This is a genomic window from Pedobacter agri (assembly GCF_032678665.1).
Classification (GTDB): Bacteria; Bacteroidota; Bacteroidia; order Sphingobacteriales; family Sphingobacteriaceae; genus Pedobacter; species Pedobacter agri_A.
The window spans coordinates 62,064-82,580 of sequence record NZ_JAVTSH010000011.1; the positions used below are offsets into that span (position 1 = coordinate 62,064).

General features: G+C 38.3%; 22 protein-coding genes. 10 read left to right on the top strand and 12 right to left on the bottom strand.

All coding sequences use genetic code 11. The features are described from left to right. Positions 1-1,137, top strand: a complete 1,137-nt coding sequence (locus R2Q70_RS19865; protein ID WP_316809294.1) for an efflux RND transporter periplasmic adaptor subunit — start codon at positions 1-3, stop codon at positions 1,135-1,137. Between the two features lie 180 nt (positions 1,138-1,317). Here the strand turns inward: R2Q70_RS19865 and R2Q70_RS19870 are convergent, their stop codons facing one another. From R2Q70_RS19870 to R2Q70_RS19880, 3 genes are all read right to left on the bottom strand, one after another. Beyond that, positions 1,318-1,518: a hypothetical protein gene (locus R2Q70_RS19870; protein WP_316809295.1), complete on the bottom strand. Its 201-nt coding sequence runs from the start codon at positions 1,516-1,518 to the stop codon at positions 1,318-1,320. Between the two features lie 259 nt (positions 1,519-1,777). Continuing rightward, positions 1,778-2,095 carry a hypothetical protein gene (locus tag R2Q70_RS19875; protein ID WP_316809296.1) on the bottom strand — a complete coding sequence of 106 codons (318 nt, stop codon included), beginning with the start codon at positions 2,093-2,095 and terminating at the stop codon, positions 1,778-1,780. 59 nt (positions 2,096-2,154) lie between these two features. Next, positions 2,155-2,607, bottom strand: a complete 453-nt coding sequence (locus R2Q70_RS19880; protein ID WP_316809297.1) for a hypothetical protein — start codon at positions 2,605-2,607, stop codon at positions 2,155-2,157. 403 nt (positions 2,608-3,010) lie between these two features. Between R2Q70_RS19880 and R2Q70_RS19885 the strand changes: the two genes are divergently transcribed. The 4 genes from R2Q70_RS19885 to R2Q70_RS19900 all read left to right on the top strand — a co-directional run bounded on the left by R2Q70_RS19885 (position 3,011) and on the right by R2Q70_RS19900 (position 6,413). Continuing rightward, complete coding sequence (locus R2Q70_RS19885; RefSeq protein ID WP_316809298.1) at positions 3,011-3,982, top strand: sensor histidine kinase; 972 nt, start codon at positions 3,011-3,013, stop codon at positions 3,980-3,982. Continuing rightward, positions 3,979-4,695 (top strand): LytTR family DNA-binding domain-containing protein, encoded by a 717-nt coding sequence (locus R2Q70_RS19890; RefSeq protein WP_316809299.1) that lies wholly within the window; start codon positions 3,979-3,981, stop codon positions 4,693-4,695. The genes R2Q70_RS19885 and R2Q70_RS19890 overlap by 4 nt, the downstream gene beginning before the upstream one ends. 569 nt (positions 4,696-5,264) lie before the next feature. Continuing rightward, positions 5,265-5,720, top strand: coding sequence for a GNAT family N-acetyltransferase (locus R2Q70_RS19895; RefSeq protein ID WP_316809300.1), 456 nt, complete (start codon positions 5,265-5,267; stop codon positions 5,718-5,720). A 501-nt stretch (positions 5,721-6,221) separates the two neighbouring features. Next, positions 6,222-6,413 carry a response regulator gene (locus R2Q70_RS19900; RefSeq protein ID WP_316809301.1) on the top strand — a complete coding sequence of 64 codons (192 nt, stop codon included), beginning with the start codon at positions 6,222-6,224 and terminating at the stop codon, positions 6,411-6,413. Positions 6,414-7,559: 1,146 nt separating this feature from the next. Here R2Q70_RS19900 and R2Q70_RS19905 read toward each other — a convergent pair. The 3 genes from R2Q70_RS19905 to R2Q70_RS19915 are packed head-to-tail and all read right to left on the bottom strand — an operon-like array spanning position 7,560 to position 11,477. Next, entirely contained in the window at positions 7,560-9,689 is a 2,130-nt protein-coding gene (locus R2Q70_RS19905; protein ID WP_316809302.1) for a xanthine dehydrogenase family protein molybdopterin-binding subunit, read from the bottom strand. A gap of 13 nt (positions 9,690-9,702) precedes the next feature. After that, complete coding sequence (locus tag R2Q70_RS19910; protein ID WP_316809303.1) at positions 9,703-10,683, bottom strand: xanthine dehydrogenase family protein subunit M; 981 nt, start codon at positions 10,681-10,683, stop codon at positions 9,703-9,705. Positions 10,684-10,694: 11 nt separating this feature from the next. Then, on the bottom strand, positions 10,695-11,477 hold the full coding sequence (locus tag R2Q70_RS19915) for a 2Fe-2S iron-sulfur cluster-binding protein (RefSeq protein ID WP_316809304.1): 783 nt from the start codon (positions 11,475-11,477) through the stop codon (positions 10,695-10,697). 418 nt (positions 11,478-11,895) lie between these two features. On the opposite strand from R2Q70_RS19915, the gene R2Q70_RS19920 reads away from it, so the two are divergent. Beyond that, positions 11,896-12,084, top strand: coding sequence for a cold shock domain-containing protein (locus tag R2Q70_RS19920; RefSeq protein WP_316809305.1), 189 nt, complete (start codon positions 11,896-11,898; stop codon positions 12,082-12,084). A gap of 66 nt (positions 12,085-12,150) precedes the next feature. On the opposite strand, the gene R2Q70_RS19925 is transcribed toward R2Q70_RS19920, so the two are convergent. Next, positions 12,151-12,378, bottom strand: coding sequence for a LuxR C-terminal-related transcriptional regulator (locus R2Q70_RS19925; protein ID WP_316809306.1), 228 nt, complete (start codon positions 12,376-12,378; stop codon positions 12,151-12,153). A gap of 3 nt (positions 12,379-12,381) precedes the next feature. Then, complete coding sequence (locus R2Q70_RS19930; RefSeq protein WP_316809307.1) at positions 12,382-12,720, bottom strand: PleD family two-component system response regulator; 339 nt, start codon at positions 12,718-12,720, stop codon at positions 12,382-12,384. Positions 12,721-12,875: 155 nt separating this feature from the next. Between R2Q70_RS19930 and R2Q70_RS19935 the strand changes: the two genes are divergently transcribed. The 3 genes from R2Q70_RS19935 (at position 12,876) to R2Q70_RS19945 (ending at position 14,487) form a co-directional block, all read left to right on the top strand. Further along, positions 12,876-13,106 carry a hypothetical protein gene (locus R2Q70_RS19935; protein ID WP_316809308.1) on the top strand — a complete coding sequence of 77 codons (231 nt, stop codon included), beginning with the start codon at positions 12,876-12,878 and terminating at the stop codon, positions 13,104-13,106. Continuing rightward, positions 13,097-13,219: a hypothetical protein gene (locus R2Q70_RS19940; RefSeq protein ID WP_316809309.1), complete on the top strand. Its 123-nt coding sequence runs from the start codon at positions 13,097-13,099 to the stop codon at positions 13,217-13,219. Before R2Q70_RS19935 ends, R2Q70_RS19940 begins: the two co-directional genes overlap by 10 nt. 1,085 nt (positions 13,220-14,304) lie before the next feature. Then, entirely contained in the window at positions 14,305-14,487 is a 183-nt protein-coding gene (locus tag R2Q70_RS19945) for a DUF3606 domain-containing protein (protein ID WP_316809310.1), read from the top strand. A gap of 622 nt (positions 14,488-15,109) precedes the next feature. Here R2Q70_RS19945 and R2Q70_RS19950 read toward each other — a convergent pair. From R2Q70_RS19950 to R2Q70_RS19965, 4 genes are all read right to left on the bottom strand, one after another. Beyond that, a complete protein-coding gene (locus tag R2Q70_RS19950; RefSeq protein ID WP_316809311.1) occupies positions 15,110-15,520 on the bottom strand; it encodes a hypothetical protein in 411 nt (136 codons plus the stop codon). After that, positions 15,520-15,705: a hypothetical protein gene (locus tag R2Q70_RS19955; RefSeq protein ID WP_316809312.1), complete on the bottom strand. Its 186-nt coding sequence runs from the start codon at positions 15,703-15,705 to the stop codon at positions 15,520-15,522. Before R2Q70_RS19955 ends, R2Q70_RS19950 begins: the two co-directional genes overlap by 1 nt. A gap of 298 nt (positions 15,706-16,003) precedes the next feature. Continuing rightward, positions 16,004-17,101: a DUF5700 domain-containing putative Zn-dependent protease gene (locus R2Q70_RS19960; protein ID WP_316809313.1), complete on the bottom strand. Its 1,098-nt coding sequence runs from the start codon at positions 17,099-17,101 to the stop codon at positions 16,004-16,006. Between the two features lie 233 nt (positions 17,102-17,334). Continuing rightward, entirely contained in the window at positions 17,335-18,504 is a 1,170-nt protein-coding gene (locus R2Q70_RS19965; RefSeq protein ID WP_316809314.1) for a TlpA disulfide reductase family protein, read from the bottom strand. A gap of 472 nt (positions 18,505-18,976) precedes the next feature. Here R2Q70_RS19965 and R2Q70_RS19970 point away from each other — a divergent pair, with 472 nt between their 5' ends. Then, a complete protein-coding gene (locus R2Q70_RS19970) occupies positions 18,977-20,344 on the top strand; it encodes a S41 family peptidase (RefSeq protein WP_316809315.1) in 1,368 nt (455 codons plus the stop codon). Positions 20,345-20,517: the final 173 nt, after the last annotated feature.

Sequence of the window (20,517 nt, forward strand, 5' to 3'; positions counted from 1 at the left end):
ATGAATTTTAAGTTATATCAACCAGTCATAGCCTTTGCAGCATTGTCTGTATTTTTGTTTGCCTGCAGTAACAGGGAAGAAAAAGCAACTGAAGAACCGAAAATAACAAATACTGATCTGGTGTATTTAAATGCAGAGCAAGCCAATACCATCAATCTGGAAGTTGGCGAAACAAAACTTCAGGAGGTGGGTAATGTGCTTAAATTAAGTGGACAAATAGATGTTCCGCCACAGAATCTGGTTTCTGTAAGCATCCCTTTGGGTGGCTATTTAAAATCGACAGAAATGCTGCCGGGGACTAGGGTGCGCAAGGGACAGGTATTGGCCATAATGGAAGATCCGGAGTATATTCAGCTTCAGCAAGATTATTTGCGGGCAAGTAACAGACAAGATTTCGCCATCAAGGAATATGAACGCCAGCGTGAACTGAACAGTACCAAAGCAAGTAGTGATAAGGTACTTCAGCAGGCGGAAAGCGAGTTAAAAAACCTGAGAGTAGAAACCAGTGCATTGGCTGCTAAACTGGGAATGATCGGTATCAACAGGAGGAATCTGACAGCCAGAAATATATCACGCGCTATCAGAATTTATTCCCCGATCAATGGTTATGTCAGTAAGGTATATATGAATATTGGTAAATATGTTACCCCATCTGATGTGATGTTCGAGCTGATTAATCCTGAGGATATTCATTTAAACTTAACAGTTTACGAAAAAGATCTGGATAAAGTTTCTATCGGACAAAAGGTCATTTCTTATACCAATAACAACCCTGATAAGAAGTATAGCTCGAGCATTATTTTGGTCAGCCATTCCTTAAACGAAAACAGAAGTGCCGAGGTGCATTGCCATTTTGATCAGGAAGATAAAAGCCTGACGCCTGGTATGTACATGAATGCCGAAATTCAGCTGAATGCTAAAAAAGAGAAAGTGGTTCCAAACGATGCGATCGTTAATTTTGAAAACAAGGACTATGTTTTTGTCAAAGAAAGTGATTCCAGCTTCCGCTTGACGCCCTTAAAAAAAGGAATATCAGAGAATAATCAAACTGTAGTCGGAGGGAGTTTGGATGGTAAAACGATCGTGTTTAAAGGTGCTTATTCGCTATTAATGAAATTAAAAAATACAGCTGATTAATATAAATAAAAGGAACTATTGAAAGATTATCCATGTGAAGTGCTGTTCAAATTTTTTTGGCTATTGTAACAGATTTGAACAGCACTTGCTTTGTTGAGCAGATTCAAAACTGGTTCGGTTTTATCAGATAGCAAATGTTGACTTAGAGAAAATACTCATTGAATCTGAACCGCGAAAAGCTCACTGCCGCTTCAACCAGGGCGTTACACCTTTAGGTCCATACCACTCAAAGGTACTTAACGAGGTAGTGATCCTGGCTCCGTTAAAGTCATAAGCATCTATGTATAGGGTATTTCCATCTGCAGAAAGGACACCGTAATAAGGAACAACATAAATTTGGATCAACAACGTTGGTGCCTGAAAAAGTGATCCGCGAGCCATCCTGCTTATATTCCCTTTGAAAATATATCCCGTCGTTATAGGAGAAATACACCGGCTTACCGGCTTGAAAATGATTTGTGATTCCCTGTGTTAAAAAGACTATAACGTTTACATCAGGGAACCACTCCGGGTGGTCCGGCTGCGCCCAGGTGCCGACAATGCCTGGAGCAGTCTTGGGGAAAAGGTTAATATCTACCATGGTGATGATGGGTGAAGTGCCGCCTGTGATCTTCGACTTATCAGCAGAGATGGTATAAACCTATGGGGAATTAAATTGTTCGTCACCCGGAAGGTCAAATAATATTGTAATCTGTGTTTGACCCAGGGCATCTTTCTGTACCTTTGTTATTTTTCCGTGTACATCACCACGACGCCATTTGGTTAGTGTTAAATGCGACCATGCAGTAACGCTGTCTCCAGCGCCGAAACGTAGCGAAAGGGGCCTGGGATAATAATGATTACCTACTCTGGCGATGCCGGTATATTCTGTATTGGAAAAGCTGTAGGTACCATTAGAGGCGTTATTGATATCTTTCTTATCTTTTTTACAAGCATAGATAAATAGCAGGGTGGTCAATATGATGACGGCTACAGATAATTCAATTTTTTTTTCATGGTTGGGTTGTGATGTTTGAATTATCTGACAGGAAATAATGTTTCGTCAACCTGCGTGCCCTGGCCTGCTACCCGGCACCAGTTGCCTGAACTCTTGTGATATACTTCCAGCCGGCGCACCTTGATGTTCAGGTCACGGCCATCAACAATAATATTGACGTTGATCAGTAGATTAACTACTGCGGTAGTCCCATCATAAATGCGGATGAATTCATTCCCAGGGATTACTTTGACAGACTTAAAAATCAGCTTTTCTTTCTTTTGCGCGTCTATCCATTCCTGATGGGTAAAGGAGATGTCGCCTTTGGGGCCAACTGAGATCATATCATTACAATCTATGATTGTTCCGGGTCGCTGGCTACGCAATAGTTTACGGATTTCCTGACGCTCTTTGGAATAGCTTGCAGTATCGACCTGAGCATACAGGCTGCTGGTAAAAATAAGTAACAGTGCTAATGTGAATAAACTCTTCATACTATTGTTTTGCTCAAAACTATCAGAAGTGATGCTATGATTTTGATAAAGTAGCTTAACATTCCCCGACTGAATGCAGATAATGTTTTTTTGTCTACCGGATCATTTTGTCGTCGATGAAAGACGCTGATAGATAGTTTTGTAGCCTTGGTCGAATAACCTGATATGAATTACTGATTTCATGCTTCTATCCTTATCTTAGTATCAAGTTGACCTTTTCATGGAGCAATTACCTTTTATAAATTCGAATAAGCTAGAGTGGCGGCTGTCGCGGCATCTGGTCTTCTGGCTGCTATGGTTTGTGTTTCAATTGCTCCTGTATTCCTTTTCACCTTCGCCGGCATTGCAGCAGCAACCGTTTTTGCATCGACTGGTCATCACTTCTCCAGAAACTTTGATCTATATGATACCCAGTCTTTTTCTGGCTTATACGCTCATGTATATCGTTATACCCAAACTGGTTTTACCTGGAAAGTATGTTTTCGCCATACTCGGTGCTATGGTAATTGTATTTTTAACTGCGGCACTTTCGGCAGGATTATCCATGACCATTATTGATTTTCTTCGGCACCTAAATGCAGATAAGTTATCGCCACTGGTCGCAAGTGAGCCACATCCCGCTTTTTATATTCAGTTTGGGGTGGCCATGTTAGCCGGGTTGCGTGGAAGTATCACGGTGGGAGGTGTAGCTGCTGCCATAAAGTTGATGAAATGTTTTTCTGAAAGGCAGCAGGCAGCCCTCGTCCTTGAAAAAGAAAAGGCGAATGCAGAGCTTCAGATGTTGAAGGCACAGCTTCACCCACATTTTTTGTTTAATACCCTTAATAATATTTATTCTTTTACGCAGAATGTCTCTGTGAAAGCATCAGCTATGATCATGGAGCTTTCTCAATTGCTTCGTTATATCCTGTATGAATGTAATAAGCCGTTGGTGCCCCTGGATAAAGAATTGAAAATGATAAATGATTATCTGGCTTTGGAAACCATAAGATATGATGACGGGCTGGATATTTCTGTACAGCTCCCAAAAGCAACAAACCACATGATAGCCCCGTTATTGTTATTGCCCTTTATCGAGAATGCATTTAAGCATGGTGCCAGTCAAATGGCTGAAGCGCCATGGATAAGCCTGGCCATCACCGTTATGGATGATAAGCTTGAAATGAAACTGATTAATGGCAAACCCATCGGAAACCTGAACAATAACGAAGGAATAGGCATAGTCAATGTGCGCAAACGTCTGGAGATACTTTATTCGGATCGGCATGTGTTAACCATTCATGATGTAGAGGAGATGTATATCGTGAATTTAAGCCTGGAGCTAATTAATATGAATCCCGAACTAACTAAACCCAGTGTACGATGGAGCCCATGAAGAAATATAACTGCCTGGTTGTTGATGATGAACCACCAGCCAGGGAGGTGCTGCGCCGTTATGTTGCGCAGGTGCCCATGCTCAATCTGGTGGAAGAGTGCGCTAATGCTATACAGGCACTTACGGCGCTAAAACAGCAGCAGGTCGACATCTTTTTTCTTGATATCCAAATGCCGCAACTTTCAGGTATTGATCTGATCGCTGCTTTATCACAGTCCCCAAAAATAATATTAACTACCGCTTTTGAGCAGTATGCTATCCAGGCCTTTGAGCTGGACGTTACAGACTACTTACTCAAGCCCATCCGCTTTGACAGGTTTCTAAAAGCTGTGATGAAGGCAATGCCTGATCTGGGATCATCATTGTCAACCGGACCTGCTTCTTACCGTTCAGAAACAGCTGAACCTGCATTTCTTTATTTCCGTGCAGACAGGAAAATGGTCAAAGTTTTTTTAAATGATATATTATATATAGAGAGTCTAAAGGATTACGTTAAGGTTTATACCATAAAGGGCATGATCGTTACAAAATACGCGATGGCTGCACTCGAAGCAATGCTTCCCGCCAACAATTTTTTGAGGGTTCATCGATCTTTCCTGATCTCTATCAATAAGATAGATTCCTTTACAACTGAGGAGATCGAGATCAGGGGTCAGATGATACCACTAGGTAAATTATACAGGCAACAGGCGATAAAAAAGTTAAGTTATTAACCTGATGCCAACAATAGCTGTTGAAAATGCAGTATTCCGTTAGAGTTTTTGTTATCAGATATTTCTTTGAAAAGTATAAATTTCAGATTGCTTTTTGGGAAATTATCCAGACATTTTTTCATGTAATAGTATCAGATAACCTAATAATCATTGGAGTCCTGATTATCTTTTTCAATACTGTTTTGTACTTAAGCTCGCAAGGTCTGCCTGCTGCGCGTTTTTAAAAATCGTTCATAAACTGATTTCAATTATATATTAGCATTAATTCTTCCGAATTCTTCAGTCGTAAATTTAAATTAGAATAAATAGAGTAGATGCTGAAAAGATTTTATTCAGGATATACCAAATATTTTAAATGCGTCGTTTTGAATTTTCAATCCCGGTTCCCGGGCTCTTCTGACTTCTGCTTCAATTAATAATGTTGCTAATAAATAAATGCTAATTCTCGAGGTGTGTGACTTACTGAATCAAAGTGTAGATTGAAAACCAATGGTGTATTATTTCGAGTATAAATCCTCAAAACTTTACCAATGGAAAGATAGTTATTTGCTTTAAATTTATCTCTCATCATGGCCACTATCACTCCGAATACAAATTACCAATATAAATTGAACGTTGATCTCAGTGAAGTTGACTGGCAACGCATTTTGGAGTTATTTAAAGCTGTTGCATGGAAGTACAGGAAAGCGGGAGAGATCGAAGGCACATTCAGAAATAGCACGGCGACGATTTTTGTATATCACAATGAGCTCATTATTGCCTTTGGCCGAGTGGTAGGGGATGGCAGATACTATGCCATGTTAGCCGATATTGTTGTGGATCCGGACTACCAGGGGCAAGGATTGGGGAAATATTTGGTTCAGGCGCTAAATGATCAGTTGGTGGATTATCATTTTGTGAACCTTACCGCCGCTCCTAGATCTGACAGATTTTATAAAAGCATTGGGTGGAAAAAGCAAACAACCTCATATATCTGGCCGCAAGGGCCTAAGCAGCTGCGGCAACATTGTGAGGTGGAAAAATAACCACCGCAACTGCATTTATTCCATGGGATCTTAAATGAACACATTAAAAGGCAATGTGAGGATATGTCATTGCGATCAATGAAATTGCTCACTTTTACTGGTAGACGACATCCTGCGTCAAAACATCATTGCTTATCCTGACTTCTTTAGCACTTGTGTAATCTTTATAAGTGCAGGATCTTTAAAAGATCTATTTGTAGACTTTAGTGCAGACGCCGTCATTGAAGAACTATTTTATGTACCGCAATTATTACGCTAATCAAATCGCTTATTGGCTAGAAAATATATTATTATAATCATCAAGCTTATCGTCAGAATTAAATGTTTAAACTATAAACTTAGTGAGATGAAGACGATATTTTTACTGGAAGACGATAATGACATTAGACAGGTGATACATCTGATTCTGGAGGAAGAAAATTATAAGGTTATTTTAGCACGATTACTGAATTTAGCAAAAGAGATAAATCTATCCATGCCGATCTGTTTTTACTTGACGTTATGCTTCCCGATGGTTCCGGCCTGGATGTGTGTGAACAATTGTCTTCAGTTGAAACAACACCAATATTGGTGATGAGTGCACATGCAACCCTCAAAGATATAGAAACCAAATGCCGGCCTAATAACTTTATTCAAAAGCCCTTCGATATTGAGAACCTTTTAAGGCAAATTAAAAGCCACATTGCGAATTGATAACGTTTCAGTACCTTTTTTCCCTTAGACTAATATGCCATACCTAAAGGCAATAACAACCGCGACGGTGTATTTTTAAAGCTAGTTTTTATTAGCTCGGAACATTTTGGCGCTTAACCCATGAACTAGGATCTTGGTGATTTTAGTTGAAGTAGTACTGCTCGCTGGGTTATTTCAGCTGGATGGGAGAATAAAGAACAACGAAAAACACATCACTGCCCTGCTTCAATGGTTATTTCTACCCGCCGCTATGCGACTTTTTTTTTCTCATCTTCATGATTACCAACCATTTCAGTCAACTCATCGCGAAATTCTATAAAAACATTTTTTGTTGCTACTATCGATTTAACGTTCCGATCGCAATACAAATGATTTTTTCCTCTTAAAATAGTTATGAACGCTGTTACGGCATAATACAATCTTCTCATGGTGCATCTACTTGTTTCAAATTAGCGAATTATAATGATCTATTTAACGGGAGAGATTTATATTTCTTACCTGATTCTCTTGGGGATTTGACAAATAGAGCGTTTAGTTTTGCTTTTGATGTTATCGTATGCCAAATCTTAAAGTTTTCGATACTTATCGGTCAAATGGTTATCACCGGTAACAATTGCTTTTGGCAAATTATGGCTTTAAATGGAATGCCCAAGCAATAGAAAACCAAAGATAAAATTAGCACGCAGCGCAGAACAAATCATCATATCCGAACATTTTTGTATTTTAAATCATCCATAAATAAACACAACTTGTACGACTTATTTTAAAAGATTTTAATGATTTCTATACCTTTGCGCGATTAATTAAATACGCATGGTCAAAATTACGCACGAAACTTCATTAAGAAAGTTAAACTCAATTTCCCTAGGAGACAGGATTGTTGACGGGTACGACTCACAAGGCGCAGTTGTTGGTATCTCCAAAAAAGTCAGTGACGACTGTTGTGAGTTTTTATTCAAATTGGACAATAAGCAAATGATTTACATACTGAGTTCGCGTAGTTAATACTATTATCATAGGTTCGGTCACAATCCTAACCTTCTATTTTTGATTTAGGAATTTATAATGTTTGCTATGGCCTTACGTCGTCAAAAGTCGATGTAAATGACCAGATAAATTGGTTTTTCCATATAACTATTATCTGGTCTATCCAAGCAATTTATCAGGTGTGATCGGGAGGGTTCTGATTCTTTTGCCTGTGGCGTTAAAAACCGCATTTGCAACCGCGGCAGCAACACCGACGATTCCTACTTCCCCGATACCTTTTATGCCCATTTTATTGGGGATTAAATCTTGTTCGTTAATAAAGATCGCTTCCATTTCTCCAATGTCCAGGTTGGCCGGTACGTGATAGTCCGCGAAAGATCTGGTAGCGAAATTTCCATATCTTGGATCAACAACCGATTCTTCGCTCAAAGCCATCCCAATTCCCCATATATTTCCGCCGATGATCTGCGAGCGGGCGGTTTTTGGATTTAAAATCTTTCCTGCTCCGGTGACGGCCAAAAAACGGGTGACCTTGATCATTCCAGTTACGCTATTGATCCTCACTTCCGCAAAGTTTGCATTGAAGCTATGTGCAGAATATTTTTCTGCTTCGGCAGGTGCTTTGGAATCCGACCGGGTTTGAAATGCCGCTATATTTTCAGAGATCATCAGTTCTGATGCGCTGGGACGGACAAAAAATTGTTTTCCGGATTTTGCCAGCAGTTCGTCTGTGATTTTACTGCAGGCATCGTTTACTGCATTGGCAAAGCTCGAAGCGCCAACTGAGCCAACAGAACCTGCGGCAGGTGGCAGATCAGAATCTCCCAGCTTAACGGTGATCCTGTCCACACTTAAGCCTAAACCATCAGCCGCGGTCTGGGCAAGGATGGTGTTGGTTCCTGTACCCAGGTCAGATGCCGCGATCTCTACGGTGGCAAACACTTTTGAACTGCGCATGCTAAGCTTAATTATTGCTGAGCTGTCGCGTTGCCGGGCGGGATAGGTGCCACAGGCCACGCCGTAACCAATAAGATCCTCTCCAATCCTGTTTGTTCCGGGCTGGGGTTTTCTTTTTTCCCAGCCAAATGCTTTAGCACCTTCTTGTAGACATTTTACGGTAGTTCTCGATGACCAGGCTTTCCCGTTTGAAGAATCTTTTGGGGGCTCATTTTTGATACGGAGTTCAATGGGATCCATTTTTAATTTATGGGCGAGCTCATCCATGGCGCATTCCAAAGCGAAGCTGCCAGTGGATTTCCCCGGTCCCCGTGTATAGGTAGGTAAGATCAGGTTCATGGGTACGACCCGGTAGCTGATCAGGCTATTGGGAACCTCATACATAATTTTAGAACAGTCTCCGCAGGGTTCTATGTATTCACTGTCCACAGCCGTATGCGAAATGGTTTCGTGCGCCAGAGTGGTAAGTTTTCCCTCTTTTGTTGCCCCCAGGCTGATCTGCTGGATATTCTTTTGTCTCATGCCCACTGAATTGAACATTTGCTGACGGGTGAGGGCGAGCTTAACCGGGCGGCCGGTCATTTTAGCTGCAACTGCGGTAAGCACCAGATTAGCCCATTGTCCCCCTTTTGATCCGAATCCGCCACCGATAAACGGAGAAATGATCCTGACCTGTTCGGGCTTTAAGTTCAATGTTGCTGCAGCAGCTGCCTGCGCCCCGTTGATGATTTGCGAACCATTGTATAAGGTCAGTTTTTCTCCTTCCCATACCGCTAAAGTGGAGTGAGGCTCTAATGGGTGGTGGTGTTCTATCGGGGTTTCATATTTTTCTTGCACGCTCATCTCGGCGCTGGCAATCGCTGATTTCCCCGCCCCACGAACCTGGTCGGCGAGTTCTTTTCCTTTTGGAAGTTCAGGGCTTTTGGAAAGTTTTTCAAAATCAATTTTTTCTTCTTTACGGTTATAGCTGACTTTGATCAGGTGTGCGGCGGCGGTGGCCTGTTCAAAGCTTTCGGCCACTACGATACCGATGTGCTGACCGTGAAAAGTAATCTCGGGTCCCTGTAATAGTGCACCTCCACGCAGGCCTCCTTTCACGTTTAGCTTTGGGGCATTTTGATGGGTAATTACTTTTAATACGCCCGGAGCTTTTTCGGCCTCGCTTGTCAACATTTCTTTGATCTCTCCGGCCGCGATGGTGCTTTTAAATAAAACCGCATAAGCCAGATTGGCGGCCGGGTAGTCTGTGGCATAACTGGCTTTTCCGGTGATTTTAAGTATTCCGTCTATCCGGTCAATGCCTTTGCCAACTGATTTTTTATTTTCTTCCATAACGATTTCTTTCTTAACCTTTGAGCGCAACTTCCATTGCGCTAACGAGCGTTTTTTTGGACATTTCTATTTTGAACTGATTATGTGAAAGCGGTTTTGCTGCGGCCATTTCCATCGCTGCAGCTTTAATAAAATTCGCTGTCGTAGCACTTTTGCCTTTCAAAAATGCCTCGGCTTTGAGTGCCCTCCAGGGTTTATGAGCAACACCGCCCATCGCTATTTTCGCGGATTCAATGATGTTGTTATTAATCTGTAAACCAACAGCGACAGATACCAGTGCGAAAGCATAAGAATTTCTGTCCCTGACCTTAACATAGGCCCAATGTTTACCGAAACTGTTTTTTGGCAGCTCAATTGAAGTGATGAGTTCTCCTGAAGACAGGCTATTGTCTTTTTCCGGGTGCGTCCCGGGTAAAAGGTGAAAGTCTTTCATTTCAATCTCCCGCTGCGATCCGTCACTGCTTACTTTTATGCGGGCATCCATGGCGCTAAGTGCGATGGCCATATCAGAAGGATAAACTGCCACACAGTGGTCTGACCAGCCGAATATGGCATGCATCCGGTTAAAACCTTCCATCGCAGCGCAGCCGCTGCCTGGCTTTCGCTTATTGCAGGGCATCGAAATATCATAAAAATAGCTGCAACGCGTACGTTGCAACAGGTTGCCTCCATTTGTTGCCATGTTTCTGATCTGGGCAGAAGCGCCGGCGAGAATGGCTTTGCTCAGCAGGGGAAAATATTTCCGGACAAGGCTATGGTTGGCCGTAAAAGTATTACTCGCCAGAGCGCCAAGCGAAACAACCTTAGCGGTTTCTTTAATCTCTTTTAGCCCGATTCTTCCCAGATCAATTACCGCTTCGGGCAGGGCAACATGCTCTTTCATCAGGTCCATTAGATTGGTTCCTCCGGCAAGAAAGGCGGCCCGGCTGTTCTGGTGATGCGCTGCAATTGCGGCATTGCTATCGGTTGCTGAAATAAACTTGAAAGGGTTCATAGTGATGGGTTTTAACCTGCGAAAAGCCAGTTTTGAGTAATGTTTTTCCCTGATTGGGCTTCTTTGATCGCAGCGACGATGTTAGGGTAGGCGCCGCACCGGCAAATGTTTCCTGACATGCGTTCTGCTATTTCTTTATTTGAAAGCATCACGGGTGTAGCTTCGCTGCTGATGTCTTCTGTCAGATAACTGAGATTGCCTTCTTTGGCTTCTTTCATCAGTGCCACAGCAGAACAGATCTGACCTGGCGTACAAAAGCCGCACTGGAATCCGTCATGTTTTAAAAAAGCAGCCTGCATGGGATTGAGTACATTATCTTTTGCCAGCCCCTCAATGGTAATCACTGATTTTCCTTCGCAGGTAGCTGCCAGGGTGAGGCAGGAGAGGACCCGCTGTCCATCCACAATCACTGTGCAGGCGCCGCATTGCCCGTGATCACATCCCTTTTTAGAACCAGTCAGGCCGATTCGCTCACGAAGAGTATCGAGTAAGGTCATCCTGGAATCGACGAGCACTTTTTTAGCTCCCGAATTCACTTTTAAATTAATGGTAATACCGTTTTCCACTGCCTCCGGAATCAGATCAGCAATGGCCTCATCTTCAATACTTCGGGCAAAAAGCTGCTCTGCACCAATGGCATGGCTGGCTAAAAGACCCGCTGTCGCCAGACTCATCAGTTTAATGAAGTGTCTCCTGTTAAATCCGGATTGGATGACTTCTTCTAATTCTTCGGGCATAAGATCGCCGAAGAGTTTTCTTTCTTCAGGGGTAAGCTGTGTTTTGTTGTGTTTCATGTTGCTGTTTTGAGGTGGAAACAGTTAGTATTCTGCTGACTGGCAGCTGGATGCTATTTTTTAAACACAATGCTGGAGTTATGGTTTTATAATCATTTAAAATTGTTTAAATTGATAGCGATCGGCTGCCATATTTTCTTTTGGGATATGTTGAATACAGCAGAAATGGCTAAAAGATTTCACAACCAAGGAGTTTATTGATGAGTACAGATAGTAGGGGATTGATGCCTTCAATTTTTTGGGACATGCCTTTATCTTGAGGTTCTAGAATTCTACTTTTAACTGGTCTGAATTTTTAGGAAGTGCGAAGCAATAGTTGTATGTTTTTTTATTGGTTAGAATTTAAAAGAAATGGTAACATTTTAGTTTCTACTGTATACTGTTTGAAAATAATACTTAGTTTTAAATAAAAAAGCTAATGGCATTAGGTACAGTAAAATTTTTCAATGAAACCAAAGGTTTCGGATTTATTAAGACAGACAGCGGTGAAGAGATATTCGTTCACGCAACAGCATTGAAACAAGAACTTCGTGAAGGTGATGAAGTGACCTTCGATATTGAACAAGGTAAAAAAGGCGCAAATGCTGTAAATGTAAAACTGGTTTAACTAACCTCCAAACAAACATAGTGTTATCCCTATTGAATGCAGTTAGTTAATTCTATCTGCATTTTTTTATACTAAAATACCGCTTCTAAAACAATGCGTAATTAATGCTGCAGTATTTTTAGTTCTGGTAATTCTCAATAAATCTGCCCTTATTCCTTCGACAGTCCTGCAGCTTATAAAAAGTTTGTCTCCAATTTCGGAGTTTGTTAAACCTTCCGCAACTAATTGGAGGACATCGTATTGCCTTTCCGTGAGCAGAGAAAATTTGTGCGTATCCATTTTTAAGACTTTCATAAACTAGATTACTGCTAAAATATCGGACAGTTCATAGGGTTTACTGATGTATCCCGCCGCACCAAATGATTTAGAAACTTCTTCAAACTTTCCAACAGACATAAAATAATATGGGATACTTTTTGTTTGTGAATTAGATTTCAGACTATTGCATAATTGCATTCCGTTATAATCGCCAAGCATAATATCAGCAAAGATGATATCGGGTTTGAACCTAAGTACATTTTTAAGAAAATCTTTGCCGCTGGACAGCCCTTTCACTAAATGTGATTCGTTTTCAAAAATAAGTGTCAGGACGTCTAAATTTGATTTATCATCTTCAACAATTAAAATCTTTTTCATAACCTACATTTTTAAACTAAATTAATTTTTACCAATAATTAATGTTAATTAACCATAAAGTTGTTACAAAATTATTCCATATTGTTGTATAAAAGGCTGCTAATTTGTTCACAACTTCTTTTGTGATTGCTAAAAATATTAGTAATATTTACCTGATGAAATATCAAGAAGCAACAGATACAAAAAACATTAAAATTGGCCCTGACTTAATCGCTATTGAACCAGTTAAGGGAGACACTAACCTTTTTAGGATCAATATTAATAATGCATTTAAAGGCTATGTAATTAGAAAAAATGATGAATACGCTTTGACCGGTCAAAACATGATACACCCTTTAATCTACGCACGTATCCTAGATTGCATTAAAAATGGAATATGCACTTAACATTTACGGCTTTTAATGTTTCGTTTCCGGACGGTGATAAAATAATTACCATGACTTTTGCCCATGGAGGTGTTGGCAGAAGATATTTTTTAATGATCAATAATGGCTATTAGGCGGATAATTGACTTTTATACTACAGGGTGGCATTTACGCCTGCAGATTTCTAATCTGGATTATTCACCTGTTGATCTTTAGTCTGTATATATCATGCTGGAAATCAGGCTATTGAAAAAGCTTTTTGTATCGGCCTGATCTTAATAATCAAAGTTGTAAATCTATGCATACACCTATCACATTTATATTGCCTTACTGGAAGAAAGGTTAAAATTTTCTTACAAATGAAATCACCAGGAATTTTATAGGTTTCAAAAATCCTGCAACCTGGGCAATTATATCTGTTTTCGCCAGGTTCAGTTAACGTGTTTATAAATAATAGGGATAGATAAACAAAGTTAAACACGAAATTTTTGATAAGTATCGGTTATCATACACTGATAGCCTTATCCTACCAGGTTAATCAAATCTTAAAAACACAACTGTCTAACTCATGTTTCTAAATAACTTAAGTAGAACATGTTTTAATTTGGTGAATTGAAGATTATAAAAAGGTGTTCATATTAAGGAAACTTTTAATATCATCTGTTAAACTTAAGGCTATCAGAAGATAGCCTTTTTTGTTACAAACAAGAATTATTTACGCTGGTTTTAATATAGTCGCTGTCCTGAGCGACAGTTGAATTAATGAACGTAGGCGGTTTAGGATGGATGTCTTAAATCGCCTTACTAAACATCTATGACTATACATTTGATTTTATTTAGAGTATTAAAAGCTTTTAGTCGGTATTATATAGCTGTATTCGCTTCCGCATCTGGATTTGCTTTTATGTCGATATAGATACGGCTGGAAATCTCTCTGAATCAATTATAGTTGTTCCAGGAAACAATAGTGTTCCTCCTTTTGGTAACTTCTCTGCTATTAAACCGATCTTCATACAGCTGAATTGTCATCCAGTAAAGGTAATCCAGAATTAATTGGCTTCGATCTTTATTTTTTTAACATGCCATAGCACTATGAAATAGCCGCTTAATTAGGTTAGGGGATTCTATTATTGACGACAAGATACACCATTTAGACTCAGTGTTCTGGAATCCAATTAAAATTCTAAAACAAACGCACATTCCTACATGTTGTATTAGCATGGACGATAAAAGAAAACAAGATGGTCGTGATGATGCTAAAGTAGATTTGAACGATCCAAACGAAGTGAGTTATGCGGCTCAGCAGGCTGGCATCAGCCCAAGTGAGTATAAAGAATATGCAAAGGCAGCTGGAACATCATCCAGAAAAGCTATTGCTGAATACATCGCAGAACATAAGTAATATGTCATTTGGCGAGCACGTAAATATAGAACTCGATGGATTACCTAAATTTCTCAGAACGGACGTGCATGGGAATCGCCTGGGTTCACTTGCTTATTTCCTAACCTTGTGCACCTAATCATAGTTGGTAAAGGCAGTTCGGTTGCAGAGGCGTTCGATATTTAGGATGTGAAGCCTCAAGCTCATTTGAGGAATGCTGGCGAAGATGATCCGGTTGTAGTATCCTGAAAAAGCCTTTTGATTGAAGACGCTTATTTGAAACAGCTTAGCCAGCAAATATTGTCCGAGAGTGAAGAGAACAACATATTGCTGAATTTGAGGCTCAGTTTACAAATGAGAAGGAGAAAGTTAATTTCTTCAGACAAGGCTTACTTTTTTCATGACATGTTCCATTAGCCGTAATTGCCAAATAGATTTACAAGTGAAAAAAAAAATGTAGTTTACGATAGTTACGTTCGTTTTTTGAGACAGGGGTTTACTATTTATAACGTTTTCCAGGTTTAAGTTGAGCCTTATTATTTTTCATAATAGCACCCATAGCACTAAACTAACTAAATAACTTCAAATTTTTGTGGTCTCACTTAGCCTGAGGCTTAACTTAAACCTGTTGTTATAGGTTGTTTTAATTGGGTATTGTAGTTTTACTATTTGTGAAATCAAGTTTTTTGAACTTTTTAGAGAGTTTTTCGTCAAGGCTTGTCTTGTCGTCAGTGAAAGACACTAAACCTTTGTCAAAATGCCACGTACCTAGATAATTCAGCGTATTTTCAGTAATTATAAAGCTAAAGCTTGTAAGGTCTTTTTCTTTCAATTCGCCTGATTTAATTTTTTCTTCAAATTTATTTGTAGCGTCAATGCCTTTGAAAATTGGTTCGGCATACATTGTGCCTCCATAGACTTTGCTTTGTGTCCACCAGTAATTAACGATGATATATTTGCCAGGTTTCAAGAAATATGTAAACTGATTTTCCTTGGCAGATTTGAAAGTCGGCTTAACTCTATAGCTGAATATCTCCTTTGTGTCCGTGTTCATTATTCGAATGTCTTGTGGATAGCCTCCACTACTAAACCTAGCCTTTGAATGAAGTTACCATAAATTACACATTGTTCGTTAGAAATTATGTCGCCTGCACCAACAGTACTAAGTGATTTGATACTTTGCGAATAAGCCGAAAAGCTTAAAAATAGAGAAATTGCTTGTAGTAGAATTCTTTTCATATTAGCCGTGTCATAAAATAACCTATAACTTGTATCTAGGTCTAACATCGTCAGAACTATCCTGCCATTTATAGGTAGATAGATCTTATAAACGTAATCCTTATTTTTTGAGCCAAAGTATTCAAAAAGATTCTTTAATGCATCAAACATGGTTCGAACCTATTAAATATTTACTTCGTATTTTGAGACAATTTATGAAAGCTTATGCCACCTAAACAAATTGCTTATTATCCATGGTTTATTCAATTCTATCAAATTCAATCTGTTACTGACTTAATCAATATCTAGAATCTTATATCTATTTGATATACTTCTTTCTAAGAAATTCGATATTTCGGATCGATGCTTTTGAAAAGCGAAATGGTTTTGATTTATCCATCTTTGATGCTCTATCATAGATCAAAAAAAATGAAAAGGGATCGTCCAATGACTTAATAGATTCCTTCTTCAAGCCATTTCTTTCAATATAATGAGCCATATATGTTCCGGGTACATGTCCGCCCGTATATGGGGTTCCTTTAAAATAGTCTCTAACCTTCAGACTTTTCCTGTTTTTAACATCTTGAGAAAATAAACTATCCATTAATGGTAGTATTTTTTTTGCTTCATCAAAAAATTCCTGAAAATATCTTTGGGTGGGCATTAACCGGCTGGCTGTATCAGTCATATATTTTTTGTCTACCATATCTGCTGAACCTTCATTCAATACCCGGTACATTGCCATTACAATGCTATTATCATCTGGTTCAATGTCGAATGACGGCTGGGGTTTGAGCATGTGATGAAGTTCATGCCCACCTAGCGCTCCCAATCTATTTTGATCATTTTTATAAGCGCACAGTAATGTATAGATGATTAAGCCATCTTGTGCATGCGCATCATTATGAATTGGAATAATAGCAACCTTAAGATTAGGTAACTTCTTATGAGCGGTTTTAGGTAGAGCGGAATAGGCATATTGGTAAGACCTGTCAAAATATGATTTAGGATCAGAATCTATGCGTTTAAGATATTCTTTCATACCATCCTCATCAACTTTATATTGATTTATCATATATGTGAGCCAATAAGAATTTGGATCTGCTAATCTTTTTTGCAGTATGGAACTGTTTTTTGGCATATAAACAATCTGCATATTTTTCCTGTATGATTCAAAGTATTGTTCGTTGACGCCCTGATCAGCCATATAGTCTTTAATCGCGTTGTTTGACAGAAACGATTTCCAATCTGATCGGCTTAGTGAATCACCTTGCTTAAGTTTTGCAGTAATTTCAAAATATTGGTAGCATGTTGAGTCAACAAAAGACTGAGCAAAGCTAAATTGCGAAATGAATACCATTATTGTAAATACGTAAAAAAAGAAATCAATTCTGGCTGGTTTAGATACTGCTGACATATTGTTTGGTTTTTGGCGAATATACCTAACGAGTAGTAAATATTTTGAGGAAAACTATTCTTTGATAGAATAAATTTATGACTAATTAAACCCAGGATTGATAGATAATTATGCAAGTCAAATGAAATGCTTTACTTACAGATATTGTTCGTTTTTGTGAGACGAAAAAATATAATTGCAAAACCCTCAACCCATCAGAATGCTACCATTTTTTAATGGAGAAGTTTGCTCCTTTATTCTCCTCTAAGTAAAGCATTTATCAAGCCAGACATTTTATTTTCAAAATCATTAGAGTATCCTTTTACAACATTTGATATTTTACCGTCCTTATCAATGAGGTAGAATGTAGGAGCTTCATGTGCACGATATAAGTTCGCAACATCACCTGCATTTGGATACATTTTATTCTTTATATGCTGACTTTCCTTAAATTCTTTCACTAATTTCTTGTTGTCCCTGGTACTTAGACTAAGTATCTCAAAATTTTTATTTTTATATTTCTCTCGAAGGTTCTCGAGAGCTGCCAGAGATTTAATACAAGGAACACAACCAACAAAGAAAAAATCCAATAATACTATTTTATTCTTAAATTCTGATAACGAAGTTTTTCTGTCTTCGGTATCGTACAGAGTCCATTCGGGCGCTAAAGTCCCTGGCGGTAATAAAGTAGTCTGCTCTATGGGTTTTTCTTTGAATGGATGCAATCCTGCAGGTACAGCAAAATAAGCGGCATCAATTACGTCTTGCTCCAGTTGATAATTGAAATAATTTTCTTCTGTGTAGTAGTTAGATACTTGTTTGCTAAAATCGGCAGTCCTTACTCGGTTCAATATCCTTAAAGGTAAACCTGTCACCTTATCAATAAACAGATGTCTTAATGTGTATGCATGGTCTTCGTTAATAGTCGTGTCTTTAATATCAATAATAAAATGATAGCTTTTGCAGCCATTAACAATTGTATCCTGGGCTTTTATAAGTTTGGAGGGATTTTTATTTAGAAATTTTCTTATCCAAGCTAATTGTCCAAGGAGTGACTGATTAAATGTCATGGCTTGTTGATTGCTTTTTTGATAAGTACTATCGGTGGGAAATATTGAAATTTGATCTGTTCCTGAATATAGGTCTATCGTCGGCAATTTCATGCCATTATATTTGAACTCATGTCTGAAAAAATAACCAAGTTCCTTATTTTCAGTTTTCTTTAAAAAGACAAATTTTTGTTCATTTATTAACGTATCACCGAATTCTTCCTTTTGTTTATAGACATACTGAACGCTGAAATTTTTATAACCTTCGAGTTTATCGATCGTATTCTGAAATATAGTAACTTGGGCATTGCCATTTAAAGCAACCAAAAGAATCCATAGGATAGCAAATATTTTAATTATTTTTTCAAAGTTCATTTGCATTAGTTTTACGATATGATACCAGTAATTTAAACAATATTATTGAAGATAATCTTAAATAGTATAGATATATTAAGTCAAATGTCCGTACAGAAAACTCCATAAAATCCTAGTAATTTAATAAGTGTTAGGAGAGAGGACTTTAGAATATGATAATTAGGAGAGCCACCTATTGTTGTCCTGCTGTATTCAAGTTTCTTCATATATTATCATAAACTCATTTTATAATCAAAATTAATTTATAATTTCTGATTTTGAGTAAACGAAAAAACATAATGGCAAATTAAAAGTTCGTTTTTTGAGACAAATTTAAGAGCGAAATGAAGACCTATCGAAAACCCACCGCTTTTTTATAGAATGCTTATCACTTATTTGTTATTTAACAAACCGAAATCCAGTGTAAACAAGTTTATTTCATAACACTTGCAACCTAAGCAGATGAAATAACATCTTATTAAAAATTAAATAAATGAAATATTTATATCTTTTTACGATTTGCCTGATACTCACACAAAAGCTTAACGCACAATATATTTCAAAATCCCAGGCTGTATCAGATATTGATTACTTTAATAAAGCACTACTTGAAGTTCATTACAATCCGTACTTATATATAAGTGAGGAGTCATACAGGAAGGTAACAGATAGTTTAAAAAATTCAATTAATGACTCCATATCAGTGAAATCGTTCACAATGGTAATGAGTCATCTGACATCAACCATAAAGGATGGACACACCATGCCCACCATAGTTCAGCAGATTTTCAAATCTGATTTCAAGGACAATATATACTTTCCATTGGAATTAGTTGCTGATAAAAATTATAATGTCTATTTGCCTGTTCAGAATAAGCAGTTTAACATCCCTACAGGAGCATCAATCACTTCTATAAATGATTTAGATATGAAAAGCTTCTATAAAAAAACAAGCTCGATGATCGGTGGATTACGCTCTTACCAAAAGGAAATGGCAATAAATCTTATTGGAAGCTTCTTGTATCTGGCTGATGTAAAGCCTCCTTTCAAGGTGCGATACCGATATAAGGGAAAGGAAAACTTCATCACTATTCAGGGAGGAATTACCTTCAAAGAATGTTTAGCAAAAGCGTTACCGCAGGTAAATAACCAGAGGTTCACGTTCGAATTAAAGGACAAGAAGATAGGTTATCTGGCCTTAAATACTATGGAGTCAGATTTTAAAGCATATACTGCATTTTTTGATTCTTGCTTTACGGCTTTAAAAACTAAAAATATTAATACAATGGTGATTGATCTGCGTAAAAACTTAGGTGGCAATTCGCAGATTGCTGACTTATTGATCAGTTATTTCAATGTTAAGCCATATTCACTTTCCGGAGGTCGATTTTGGCGTGTTAGCCAACGATATAAAGACTTTCTGACTGATCAGGGTGACACAACCCAATCTTATCTCAAGAAAGTGAATAATACAGTATTGGATTATAGGAAGTGTGGCCCACACGAACCTATGTTTGTAGATAATAAACTCTTATTTTCCGGAAAGGTATATCTTGTAACAGGACCGTTGACATTTTCAAGTGCAAACATGTTAGCTGACGGGGTAAAAGAATATCACATGGCAACAGTTATAGGACAGCCAACCGGAGAAAATACAAATGATTTTGGTGAAGGTTATTTAATGGAACTGCCCAACAGTAAATTAAAAATCCAAACCACTACTACCTTTGACCTAGGTGTAGATTGTGATCCAAAAAACAGTCATGCAGTAATTCCTGATATACTAATTGAACCATCCATAAAAGATAAAATTAACAAGTCTGATCGGGTAATCAGCTATATACTCCAAACAATCCGCTAACTTATAAATTATCGAGTTTGCTTTTTACTTCTGATTTCTTCGTTTTATGAGATTAAAATTTAAGAACGTTTGATTTGTGAGCTTAAACCTTAAAATTTTGGCCTATTTTCTTACTACAGGACGACAGATTCCAACCGTCAATATTGACATTATACTGCTGTATAGAACTTTTT

Bases quoted from the DNA above. Each gene is read 5' to 3' on its own strand.
- R2Q70_RS19870 (WP_316809295.1), bottom strand. From the start codon at position 1,518: ATGGCTCGCGGATCACTTTTTCAGGCACCAACGTTGTTGATCCAAATT.
- R2Q70_RS19910 (WP_316809303.1), bottom strand. From the start codon at position 10,683: ATGAACCCTTTCAAGTTTATTTCAGCAACCGATAGCAATGCCGCAATT.
- R2Q70_RS19930 (WP_316809307.1), bottom strand. From the start codon at position 12,720: ATGAAAAAGATTTTAATTGTTGAAGATGATAAATCAAATTTAGACGTC.
- R2Q70_RS19890 (WP_316809299.1), top strand. From the start codon at position 3,979: ATGAAGAAATATAACTGCCTGGTTGTTGATGATGAACCACCAGCCAGG.
- R2Q70_RS19940 (WP_316809309.1), top strand. From the start codon at position 13,097: ATGCACTTAACATTTACGGCTTTTAATGTTTCGTTTCCGGACGGTGAT.
- R2Q70_RS19945 (WP_316809310.1), top strand. From the start codon at position 14,305: ATGGACGATAAAAGAAAACAAGATGGTCGTGATGATGCTAAAGTAGAT.
- R2Q70_RS19950 (WP_316809311.1), bottom strand. From the start codon at position 15,520: ATGAACACGGACACAAAGGAGATATTCAGCTATAGAGTTAAGCCGACT.
- R2Q70_RS19955 (WP_316809312.1), bottom strand. From the start codon at position 15,705: ATGAAAAGAATTCTACTACAAGCAATTTCTCTATTTTTAAGCTTTTCG.
- R2Q70_RS19900 (WP_316809301.1), top strand. From the start codon at position 6,222: ATGCTTCCCGATGGTTCCGGCCTGGATGTGTGTGAACAATTGTCTTCA.
- R2Q70_RS19880 (WP_316809297.1), bottom strand. From the start codon at position 2,607: ATGAAGAGTTTATTCACATTAGCACTGTTACTTATTTTTACCAGCAGC.
- R2Q70_RS19895 (WP_316809300.1), top strand. From the start codon at position 5,265: ATGGCCACTATCACTCCGAATACAAATTACCAATATAAATTGAACGTT.
- R2Q70_RS19965 (WP_316809314.1), bottom strand. From the start codon at position 18,504: ATGAACTTTGAAAAAATAATTAAAATATTTGCTATCCTATGGATTCTT.
- R2Q70_RS19915 (WP_316809304.1), bottom strand. From the start codon at position 11,477: ATGAAACACAACAAAACACAGCTTACCCCTGAAGAAAGAAAACTCTTC.
- R2Q70_RS19865 (WP_316809294.1), top strand. From the start codon at position 1: ATGAATTTTAAGTTATATCAACCAGTCATAGCCTTTGCAGCATTGTCT.
- R2Q70_RS19925 (WP_316809306.1), bottom strand. From the start codon at position 12,378: ATGAAAGTCTTAAAAATGGATACGCACAAATTTTCTCTGCTCACGGAA.
- R2Q70_RS19905 (WP_316809302.1), bottom strand. From the start codon at position 9,689: ATGGAAGAAAATAAAAAATCAGTTGGCAAAGGCATTGACCGGATAGAC.
- R2Q70_RS19920 (WP_316809305.1), top strand. From the start codon at position 11,896: ATGGCATTAGGTACAGTAAAATTTTTCAATGAAACCAAAGGTTTCGGA.
- R2Q70_RS19970 (WP_316809315.1), top strand. From the start codon at position 18,977: ATGAAATATTTATATCTTTTTACGATTTGCCTGATACTCACACAAAAG.
- R2Q70_RS19885 (WP_316809298.1), top strand. From the start codon at position 3,011: ATGATACCCAGTCTTTTTCTGGCTTATACGCTCATGTATATCGTTATA.
- R2Q70_RS19935 (WP_316809308.1), top strand. From the start codon at position 12,876: ATGAAATATCAAGAAGCAACAGATACAAAAAACATTAAAATTGGCCCT.
- R2Q70_RS19960 (WP_316809313.1), bottom strand. From the start codon at position 17,101: ATGTCAGCAGTATCTAAACCAGCCAGAATTGATTTCTTTTTTTACGTA.